Here is a 10,408-nt window from a genome sequence, read left to right on the forward strand (position 1 = left end):
GCCTTCATCTGGTCGATCAGCGTCATAGCGGTCTCCGCGTGCCCATGCGCGGTGGCCACCGCATGATCTCGCCGCGCTCCGGCGTCGAGATGACCGTCTGAGTGAAGGTGTTGAAGCCCGAATAGTCGGCGAAGAAGCGCTCCAGCACTGCCCCGAGCAAGAACACGCCGCTGCCCTCAAATGCCTTCTCGTCGAGCGTAACGGTAATCTCCAGGCCCCGTGCTGCGCCGCTACCCGTGCGCTCGCGCACGCGCCGCACGACAGGTCGGCTTTCTATGCTGCGTACGCCGCGGATCTTGCGCTCCGTGGCGTCGTCGAACTGATCGGCGAACAAGGCCAGCATCTCGCGCAGCGCTCCGGCGTTCTTGCCGCCACCGCGTTCGACGAGGCCAAGATAGTTGAGGCTGAGCATATTGATCAGCCGCCAGCTGACAATCCCACTGTTGGCGATTTCGCTGCGGCTGCGCAGTTGGGCGACCACCGGCTCGCGTGGTGGCGTGGGACCAGCGACGCACATCAGATCAAGGGAGGTATCGTCAAGCAGCCGAAAGTCGGCGCCGCCTTGGCCGACCGGTAGGTGCTCGGTGAGATGGCGATTGGAGCAGAGAGCCCGGACGCTCAGTTCGGCGACGGAGCCTTGGCCGCTCAATTCACCGGGCTCGAGCAGTGAGAGGAACATGTCCGTTCCGGTGTAGTCGGAGGAAGAACCATATGTCTTCTCTTCCACTGTGCGGCGCCGGGGTAAGCGGCGGACGGTAAAATAAAGCCCGTCGACCGATCCGCTGGTCCGGTCGACGGCGGCCGAATATAGCGGGCGCACGGGCCGTTTATCCTTCTCTGCCGGCAGGTGCGCGTAGACCTCGAGCACCTGGTGCGGTTCGTATTCCAGATAGCGGCTGCGATCTGGCACCACATGGTACTCGTAAGTATTCGACTTGACAGGAATGCGATCGCTCGTTTTCTCGAACAGATTAATCGCCGGTGCAGTATAGAGCCTGAAGGTCTCGGGGCGCACCGAGGCAGCCAGCCGCGAATTGTGTTCATCGAAAGCGAAGACAATATCGATCGATTTGCTGCGCAGTCGCGACATCACGCTGCGTAGTCCCGTCAGGTTTATGCCGAGGAACTTGCGTGGAAACATGAAATATTCTCGCAGCAGCTCCGAGCCGCGAAAGATCCGATTGTCGTTAGGGAACAGAGACTCGTTTTCGTCGAAGCCAATTTGCTGCACGCAATCATGGGGCGCACGAGTCACCACCGGGGTAGGTTGCGTCGAAATAGGCGCCCCGTACAATCTTCTTGCCGTCGCGCAGCGCCGGGTCGGCGTAGGGTGGCCGTGCCGTGACGAGCATCGCCGACGGTGTGGGCGCAAGATAGTTCGGTACCAGCTGCTCAAGCAGGTTTGCAGTGAATTCCGGGAATTCGTGCTTGAGCTTAAGCTGAACGCGGGCGGCAAGAAATGCGGCGCCTTCCAACAGTCCCGTGATCATCGGGTCCGAGCGGTCGCGGATGAGGCCGCCGAGGCGCTCTGCGATGCCAGGATATTCTTCGGCGAAATCTCCCGCCTGCTCGTACAGCAATGACAGTTCACGATTGTAGAAATCGAGGAATTCGCGATTCATGCTAAAGTCGATTGATTTGGATGTCGCCGCTGTCGAGATCGACGTCGGCGACAAATTCCACGGGGACGTTGAGCGGCTCGGCCTTGAGGTCTGCGTGAACGATGAAGCGCAGCTTCAGCTGCTCAGGACCGACCGAGCCGTCGCGACGGACCCGGATCGTCTTGCGATCGAGTCTTGGCTCGTACGTCGTCAGAGTCTCGCGCAGGGCGTCGGTGAGTTCGTCGTCCGTGACCTCGTCGATCGAACGGTGGGCGATATCGGGGAAGCCGTAGTTCAGGATCGAGGTTCGAACGCTATCCCGCCCGCTCAGATCCAAGGTCGATTCCAGAGCAATGGTATTGAGGAGCGTTTCAAGGTCATGGGAGACCTCCCGCCGCAACAACGTTTCCGAGATCGGAAAGCGGCCTGCGCTGCGCCGCCCGGCAATGATCCGCTCACCGAACTCATCGCGCAGATTGAGCTTCTTGCGCGCATCGCGGGCTTCATGAGCCGAGCGGAAGGCCAGCATCAAGGGAGGAGAAAGCCGGTCCCTCTTTGGAGCAATAGTCATTTACGGTCCCCAAGATGGCCGCCCGACTCGCTATTCTATTCCGCGGCGCATCAGTTGGTCTCCAAGATGATGTCGCCTCAACAGGCGGTCGGGCCCACAAAGACGTGCGACCGCAGTTGCGTCGCCTGGCGCCGGTTCGCGCTTATCGCAACCGGCGCCAGGTAGGGCCGACAATCAGGCCCATTCCTTGTTGGCGGGAACGTCCCAGCCAAACACCGGCGCAGCTCCAGCGCCGCCTTTTTCCGTCTGGGTCTTGTAGGTCATCTTGACCTTCGCGAAGTTCAGACTCACGTTTTCGGTGAGACGATCTTCACCGTGCGATCCGCCCGTCGATACGCTGGTGACTAGGATGTGCTTCATCTCGATCTTGAGATACTCCAGCGGATGTTCACCCGCCTTGCGGACCGTGAGGATCGCCGTATCAATGTGCTTGCCGTTCGCGCAGACCTTGAAAAGCTCCGGCGTGGCCTTGTCGACGAAGTGCGTAAAGTGGAGATCCTGGACGCTGACCTTGCCGGCGCCGCCGCCCGAACCGCTGTGGAAAGTGCCTGACTGGCTCTCGCCGAAAGACCAGCTCAAAATATCGATTTCGTCCTTGTGCTTGTCGTCCAGCGACTCGCCCTTGATCGGATCGAGTTTCAAGAAGATGTCGACAGCCATAGCGTAGTCCTCTCAAATGTCTGCGTGGTTACGGTTGCGATGTTGCGGCATCAGGAAGCGGGGCCGGGTAGGCGTGAAACCAGGCTGAGGCCGACGTCCATCGCCTCCAACTGAAAGTGTGGACGAAGAAAGAAGCGCGCGTTGTAATATCCCGGATTCTCCTCGTTTGCGATGACTTCAACCTTCGCAGCGGCCAGTGGCTTGCGCGCTTTCTGAGCTTCTGACGAGAGGGCTGGGTTGGCATCAACGTATTCGTTGATCCAGGTTTGCAGCCAGATCGTCAGCTCATCCTTCTCCTTCATGGATCCGATCTTGTCGCGAACCATGCACTTCAGATAGTGGGCAAAGCGGGACACTGCGAACATGTAAGGTAGTCGTGACGACAAGTTGTCGGACGCGGTGGCATCCACGCCCTTATCGCCGAAGTACTTCTTCGGCTTGTAGAGTGACTGGGCGCCGATGAAGGCGGCCTTGTCGGTGTTCTTGCGATGGATCAGCGGGATGAGGCCCGCCTTTGCAAGTTCGTGCTCGCGGCGATCACTGATGGCGATCTCGGTCGGGCATTTCAGGTCGACGCCGCCGTCATCGGTCGGGAATGTGTGCGTCGGCAGGTTGATGACTTCGCCACCGGACTGCACACCGCGGATGCGCGTGCACCAGCCAAATTCCTTGAAGGCGCGGTTGATGTTGACCGCCATTGCGTAGGCGGCGTTGATCCAGCCGTATTTGTCGCCGGTGTGTCCGTCCGTCTCCTCTTCGAAGGCGAACTCTTCCACGGGCTCCGATTTCGCGCCGTAGGGGAGGCGACCGAGCGCGCGGGGCATGCACAGGCCGAGATAGCGTGAGTCGTCCTGATCGCGCAGCCCCTTCCATGCGGCATATTCCGGCGTGTCGAACACCTTACCGATGTCGCGAGGGTTGGACAGCTCGGTCCAAGAGTCCATTCCCATCAGCGTCGGCTCGGCGCCGCTGAAGAAGGGAGCGTGCGCGGCGCCGGCGATCTTGCTCAGATCGCGGAGCAACTGTACGTCGGTTGGGAGGTGGCTGAAATAGTAGTCGCCGATCAGGCAGCCGAACGGCTCGCCGCCCAGCTGGCCGAATTCATACTCGTAGATCTGCTTGAACAGGGGACTCTGGTCCCAGCGCGCATCGGGGTAAAGCCGCAGATTCCGATACAACTCGTTCTTGGAGACGTTCATCACCCGGATCTTGAGGTTGGCGTCGGTCTCGGAATTGAAGACGAGGTAGTGGAGGCCGCGCCAAGCACTTTCGATTGCCTGGAACTCAGGTGTATGAAGAATCTCGTTCATTTGCGCGGTCAGCTTCTGGTCGATCCGCGCGATCATCTCCTCGATGGTGTCGAGGACGTCCGACTTGATGACGCTCGTGTCCTTCAACGCCTCTTGAACGAGCGTGGATACCGCGTTTTCGACTTCGGTCGCTGCGCGTTCAGTGCGCGGTTTGAAGCTTTGCTTCAGCAGAGTGGCAAACTCGTCAGCTTCGACGGTCTTGACCTGGGTGGTGCTCTCTTTGTGAACAGCTTCTTTTGCCATGGTCCCCATTCCTTCCTTAGCTCTCGGTGCCAGGTTCGGTCGACTGGCTTGTCGCGCGTTCCCGAAGCGCCGCCATCAGTTGAGGATCGGCGAGAAGTTTTTTGAGCTGGTCCTCGGCGGCCACCTTGCCATCCATGTAGCGCAGCAGGTTGGCGAGTTGTTCGCGCGCCTCGAGCAGCTTGGCAGTAGCCGGTACCTGGCGGGCGACGGCCACCGGCGTGAAGTCTGCCATCTTGTTGAAGCGCAGGTTGACCGAGATCTTTTCGTCGGATCCATCGTTGAGGCGATTGGCGACACGCGCCGTCACGCCGGGCTGGATTGCCGCCATGCGGTTGTCGAAATTGTCCATGTCGAACTCGAGGAACTTGCGCTCCTCGACCTTCGTCTTCTCGACGCCAGGGTTATTGCCGGAGAGGTCGGAAAGGACGCCCATGACGAACGGCAGTTCGATCAGCCGCTCGGCGTCGTAAGGATCTTCGTATGTGATGTGCACGCGTGGTGCGCGGTTTCGCCGAATGAATTTTTGACCGCTGTCTGTAGCCATGGTTCCCTCACTACGAAATCGCATTAGACATCGAAAAAGACATCGAATTTGCGCGACGCAGAGTGGCTAGGGCGCTTCAAGTTGCTGCGGTCGGCAAACATCCTTGTGTCCAGTTAGTGCCCTCGAGCGAAAGCTGGGTTCAATGCGATCTGTCGATTGTTTTAAGGGCTCCCTCAGGAAGAACATCATTCAAAAGGCTGAGGAAATCTCGTTGTGCGAGGTCGCGCGCGCGGTCGATCAAAAAGGGGATGGGGCTGGACGGCTCCGCGGTTCGGAAAAACGACGCCACCTTGGTCAGCAAGCCCAAGGCCTGTGCTCTATTTTCCACTGAAAACACAATATCTTGAGCGCTGTCATCGGTCGTCGATGAGAGCGAGGTTGCGAGCTCGGCCATCCGTTCGATCGACAGGTCGAAGACCTTGTCGCGTCCGATGTTGATCGCGGCGCTCTCCACGTGGGACGGCACCAGCATCCGCATCACTTCAATGAATGATTTGCCGACCATCTCCTGCGCTTGACGCACCAACAACAGTGCCGGGTTGGATGGTTCCATTCGGGCGAAATAATCGGCCGCCGCTGCAAGCGCTGCAGATGCCTGTGCGGATGAAGCCACCACCCCGATCGTGTCTGACCGCACCTGTATATCGACAGGACCGACATCTTCCGCAGTTTCCGCGATTGCCGTAGGATCCCGCAACGCAACAAGACCCGCAAGCCAGGCAGCCATCCCGTTAACCAAGCCCGAGAGCCTGTCGAGGCTGATCGGTTGCCCCGAGTTCAACTTCTCACGCCAGGTCGCCTTGATGCCCGCGATTTCAGCCGCGACCGCGGAGCACCGCGCGCTGGCTGTCTTGAGAGTGTCGAGATCCGTCTCGCTGACGATGCGCTCGATGGTCGCGAGATCGAGCCCGTCGGCGTCAGCCTCACCGGCGGGAATTTCGCCCTGGGCGATTTGATAGGCGCGGTAGTTGAGGTTGCCGTGTCTGCGGTTCTCGATCAGGGGAAGGAACTGGAGCGGGTTGATCACGGTCGGAAACACGTCGATTGCTTCGACCGTGACAGCCCGAAGCGCGTAGTCGCCGTCCTCGCCTCTCGGATGCACCGCTTCCCACTGCTCGCGCAGCAGCAAGTTGGTCGCCTTCAGGCAGCAGAGAAAGCCGTCGAGATCGCGGTTGAGAATTGAAAACTTGGCCAACAGCAGGTTCAGGCGCAGATCGCGGGTACGAGCAATAAGGGGCTGTGCGGCGGCAAATTGGCCGGCAAAATCGACTGCCTTTGGATCGAAGCGTCCACGTTCCCCATTGGCATTGACGACCTCGAAGAACGACATTGGCAGCAGGGATTCCGCACCTGCGAAGAAATTCAGATACTGGACGTCTCCGATGGCGTCGAGATCCGGCCCGCAGGGATCGTCAGCGGCAACGGGGTGCGTCAGGGAGGCGACATCAAGCATACGACGATCGTCCATCTGCTCGGCCACGGCCCCGCTGCCGAGCCCGTGGCGACTGCCGGATCGCGGGGCATCCATGATCCTAGTCTATATCCATGGGTCAGATGCCTGCTGGTGTTGGTTCATTCCCGAAGATCATGCCATTTTCGCGTGAACCGGCAAGCTCTTGGAGCCGACTACTTGATGACCGGGGCGGTTCTTTGGACCGCTGTTGTGGAGCGTCCGGACCACCCTGGGGCGGACCTGCCGGCACTGCCGGTGGCGGGCAGGATTTCCGTGGTTATCGCATAACGTCTGATCAGCTCTTCGCAGCGGGTCATTCGATCGAAGGAGGGAGTTTAAGCCCACATGGGCCAGCTTACTCAGGATACCCGCCTCTGCGAACTCAAGACGCCTCTTGGCAAGGACGTTCTGGTTTTTGCCGGATTCGAAGGCTCAGAAGGTCTCAGCGAACTGTTCGAGTATCGCATCGAGTGTCTCAGTGAGGATGCCGACCTCGACTTCGATCGTGCCATCGGTCAGCAGTGTACGCTGACCATAAAGCTGCATGAAAAGGAGCGCGAGTTCAGTGGCATTCTGACAGAGGCCCAATGGCTCGGGGTGAAGAACGACTATTTCAGCTACCGGATCGTGCTGAGGCCCTGGTTATGGCTGTTGTCGCGGACAACTGATTGCCGGATCTTTCAGGACAAGAAGGCGCCCGACATCATCAAGGAGGTATTCAACGAACGTGGCTTCACCGACTATGAATCCAAACTGACCGAAGAGGGGTCCTGTCCGAAGCTCGAATATTGCGTTCAGTACCGCGAGACCGACATGAATTTCGTGTGCCGGCTGATGGAGCAGCACGGCATCTCCTACTTCTTCAAGCATGAGGGCGGCAAACACACGCTGGTGTTGGCGGACTCCAAATCGTCGCACAGCCCGATCAAAGGTCTTGCTACGATTCCCTACATCCCGCTGACGGGTGCCGATCGTCGAGGCGAGCAGCACATCTATGAATGGGTGTCGGAGCGCCGGTTTCGTACCGGCAAGATCGAACTCAACGACTACAACTACCAGAAGCCAAACGCTCAGTTGATCAGCGATGCCAAGGGCTCCGAGCATTACACTCGGTCGGAGATGGAGTATTACGACTATCCCGGGAAGTTCAAGGAAAAGTCCGACGGCGAGCGCTACGCGAAGATCCAGCTCGAGGCGGAGCAGGCGATGGACCGGCGGCGTCGCGGCAATGGTGACGCGGTCAACCTGTTCCCCGGTGGGCTGACGAAGCTCGAAAAGCACTCCAAGGACTCGCAGAACGTGGAATATCTCGTGGTGCGAGCCACGCACTCGTTCTCGATTGAATCTTACCGCACAGGCGGTCCCAGCGACGCCGGGCAACATGTCTATTTCGGCAGCTATGAGTTTCTGCCGAGCGATCGGCCGTTTCGAGCGCTGATGATGACACCGAAGCCAAGGATCAATGGCATCCAGACCGCCAAGGTGGTGACCAAAGACGACAATTCGAACGAGGAAATTGACGTTGAATCGCTGGGCGAAATCTATGTCCGATTTTTCTGGGATCGGAAGAAGAAGCGGTCGTGCCGGTTGCGCGTGGCTCAGGTTTGGTCTGGCAAGCGCTGGGGCGGTCAGATCATCCCGCGCGTCGGACAGGAAGTTGTTATCGAATTCCTGGAGGGGGATCCGGACCGGCCCCTGGTGATCGGCACTGTGTATAATGATGAATACAAGCTGCCCTACGATCTGCCCTCGAAGAAGACGATTGCGGGATTGAAGTCGGACTCCACCAAAGGTGGCGGCGGCTTCAACGAGTGGAGCTTCGAGGACAAGAAGGGATCCGAGAAGATCACAGTGCATGCCGAGAAGGACCACGACGTAACGGTCCGCGACACCGAGACGCGGACCATCGGCGAAGCTGCATTTGGCGGCGACACGCGCAACACCACGCTCAAGAACGGCAATGACAAGCTCGATATCCAGTTGGGTGGTCAGCACGTCACTTTGGCCATGGACCAGTCTGTCAACGCAGGCATCAGCATCACGCTCACGGCCAATGCCAACATCACCCTGCAGGTGGGTCCAAGCCAGATCATCCTGACCCCGGCGGGCATCGTCATCAACGCGCCGACGATCGCCATGACGGCGCAGGCCGGCATGGCGCTCGCGGCCGGTGGTCCGCTGGTCGCCCACGGCACTCCAACCCTTGTCGGTTGACGATCATGGGACAAGTTCGGTTCGGCACGGTACAGGATCTGTTTCAGGCCTACCCCTTGGCGCGTTATGATGTCGGCAAAGCCGACGCCGACAAGCCTTCGCTGGACTTCCTTCAGGAGGCCGCCGACACGCGGAATTGGCACCAGGCCGTGTCTTACTGTGCCTATCTGCTTCCCAGGCGCGTGGCAGTTGCCTGGGGATGTCGCTCTCTGCGACGGATGTTCGACCATTTTGACACCAGCGATAGCAGGTCGCTGAATATTGTGGAGACCTGGGTCCGGCAACCGGACGAGCAGTCCCGGAACAAGGCGCTGGCCGTCGGCAATGCCAACGATCCTGAGCAGCCAGCGACATGGTTGGCGCTGGCGGCCGGCTGGTCCGGCGGAAGCGTGGTTCCCCCGGAATTTGCGCCTGTGGAAGCCAAGCCAGATCAGGCCGCACGGGCGGTGCGTGCCGCACTGCTGATTGGCCTCTGCCGGCTCCCCCGTGACTCCCGGGACCAGATAATGACGTCATGCCTGGAGGATGGTATTCAATTGGCACGCGGCGAACCGCGCCCTCCGCGCTAACGAGACGATGTGATGGTGCTTCGCTTTAATATCGAGAACGAACCGAACCTTCCGGACGGCGGACCTGTGTCGTTTACGGTCACCGGCAGGCGCTCGGTCGATATTGGCCGGGATCGTCACCTCGACTGGACGCTGCCGGATCCGGCGCGGACGATTTCCGGAAAGCACTGCGAAGTGCACTTTCGCGACGGCGGCTATTGGCTGCACGACGTCTCGACCAACGGCACCTTTCTCAATGGTGCCGACCAGCGCATGCGGGGGCCGCACCGCTTGCGCGACGGCGACCGACTGACGATCGGCCACTACATCATCGGAGTTTCGCTGGAGGATGAGGCTGGCGGGCGCAGTCCAAACCATGAGGCGCAACCGCACGAACCCTCGGTCCAGCAGCATGCCGATTACGGAGAGCTTTGGACGGCCGATCGTGACGTTCCGCCGCCCATCGATCCGCACCTGTTGAAGAAGCCACGCGAGGCTGCGCGGCCCGTTAATCCGGGGTTCCTGGATTGGGCGGCGAGCGTCCCGGCGCCGGGTGTAGACCCATTTCGACCGTCATCGCCGACGTCTCCGTACCAACCGTCCGTGCAGGACGACGACATGAACTGGGCAGCGGGTCCAGTCACCGCGCCGAAACCGCAAGTCGAGCGCCCCCCAGTCAAGCCGACCCCACGCCGGCCGTCGGTGTGGATCGATGATGAACCAGCCGGTGCACAGCCGCCGGCATCGCCATCACACCAAGAGGTTGCGACGCCGCGCCAGACGCAAGCAGCAGGCGAGGGGCCTGTCACGGCCAAGCCAATCGGCGGTACCGAGTTCGCGCGACTGGTGGCGCGCGCTGCAGGATTGCCGGACAATTTCTTTGCCAACAAGTCCGACGCCGAACTCGCCGAACAGCTTGGCATCATCTTGCGTATGACCGTGGATAATCTCATGGCGCTGCTGCAAGCACGAACCCAAGCCAAACAGCTGACCCGCAGCACAAGCCAGACCACCGTCCAAGCTCTCGAAAATAATCCGCTGAAATTCTCGCCGACCGCGGAAGAGGCGATGCGCATTCTCTTTGGGCCGCCGACGCGTAGCTACCTCGACGCACAGCGCGCCTTTGCACAGGGCTTCAGTGATCTCAAATCACATCAGTTGAAGACCTACATGGCGATGCAGCACGCTGTCCATGAGCTGATTGCGGACATAGATCCGACGCTGATGGCGCGCGAGCTCGAGCTTCAGCGTGGCGCAAGCTCCT

General features: G+C 59.9%; 10 protein-coding genes. 3 read left to right on the forward strand and 7 right to left on the reverse strand.

From position 1 onward, the window contains the following. Nucleotides 1-22: 22 nt before the first annotated feature. From tssF to AC1D00_RS13170, 7 genes are all read right to left on the reverse strand, one after another. Nucleotides 23-1,231, reverse strand: coding sequence for a type VI secretion system baseplate subunit TssF (gene tssF / locus AC1D00_RS13140; RefSeq protein WP_477010965.1), 1,209 nt, complete (start codon nucleotides 1,229-1,231; stop codon nucleotides 23-25). Nucleotides 1,232-1,235: 4 nt separating this feature from the next. After that, complete coding sequence (locus AC1D00_RS13145) at nucleotides 1,236-1,622, reverse strand: type VI secretion system baseplate subunit TssF (RefSeq protein ID WP_477010966.1); 387 nt, start codon at nucleotides 1,620-1,622, stop codon at nucleotides 1,236-1,238. A gap of 1 nt (nucleotide 1,623) precedes the next feature. Beyond that, nucleotides 1,624-2,172: a type VI secretion system baseplate subunit TssE gene (tssE, locus tag AC1D00_RS13150; RefSeq protein WP_135172897.1), complete on the reverse strand. Its 549-nt coding sequence runs from the start codon at nucleotides 2,170-2,172 to the stop codon at nucleotides 1,624-1,626. Nucleotides 2,173-2,346: 174 nt separating this feature from the next. Next, complete coding sequence (locus AC1D00_RS13155) at nucleotides 2,347-2,832, reverse strand: Hcp family type VI secretion system effector (RefSeq protein ID WP_477010967.1); 486 nt, start codon at nucleotides 2,830-2,832, stop codon at nucleotides 2,347-2,349. A 50-nt stretch (nucleotides 2,833-2,882) separates the two neighbouring features. Continuing rightward, the gene (gene tssC, locus AC1D00_RS13160) at nucleotides 2,883-4,385 is read right to left on the reverse strand and encodes a type VI secretion system contractile sheath large subunit (RefSeq protein WP_167770485.1); all 1,503 of its coding nucleotides are present in this window, start codon (nucleotides 4,383-4,385) and stop codon (nucleotides 2,883-2,885) included. A 16-nt stretch (nucleotides 4,386-4,401) separates the two neighbouring features. Further along, a complete protein-coding gene (tssB, locus tag AC1D00_RS13165) occupies nucleotides 4,402-4,929 on the reverse strand; it encodes a type VI secretion system contractile sheath small subunit (RefSeq protein ID WP_177234146.1) in 528 nt (175 codons plus the stop codon). 139 nt (nucleotides 4,930-5,068) lie between these two features. Then, nucleotides 5,069-6,382: a type VI secretion system protein TssA gene (locus AC1D00_RS13170; protein WP_477010971.1), complete on the reverse strand. Its 1,314-nt coding sequence runs from the start codon at nucleotides 6,380-6,382 to the stop codon at nucleotides 5,069-5,071. 345 nt (nucleotides 6,383-6,727) lie between these two features. Here AC1D00_RS13170 and AC1D00_RS13175 point away from each other — a divergent pair, with 345 nt between their 5' ends. From AC1D00_RS13175 to tagH, 3 genes are all read left to right on the forward strand, one after another. Next, nucleotides 6,728-8,596: a type VI secretion system Vgr family protein gene (locus tag AC1D00_RS13175; protein ID WP_477010968.1), complete on the forward strand. Its 1,869-nt coding sequence runs from the start codon at nucleotides 6,728-6,730 to the stop codon at nucleotides 8,594-8,596. A gap of 5 nt (nucleotides 8,597-8,601) precedes the next feature. Beyond that, nucleotides 8,602-9,165, forward strand: a complete 564-nt coding sequence (locus AC1D00_RS13180; protein ID WP_477010969.1) for a DUF6931 family protein — start codon at nucleotides 8,602-8,604, stop codon at nucleotides 9,163-9,165. Between the two features lie 12 nt (nucleotides 9,166-9,177). Further along, nucleotides 9,178-10,408, forward strand: a 1,231-nt coding sequence (tagH, locus tag AC1D00_RS13185; RefSeq protein WP_477010970.1) for a type VI secretion system-associated FHA domain protein TagH, incomplete at its 3' end; no start/stop codon positions are given.

Source organism: Bradyrhizobium sp. P2_E8 (assembly GCF_056403875.1).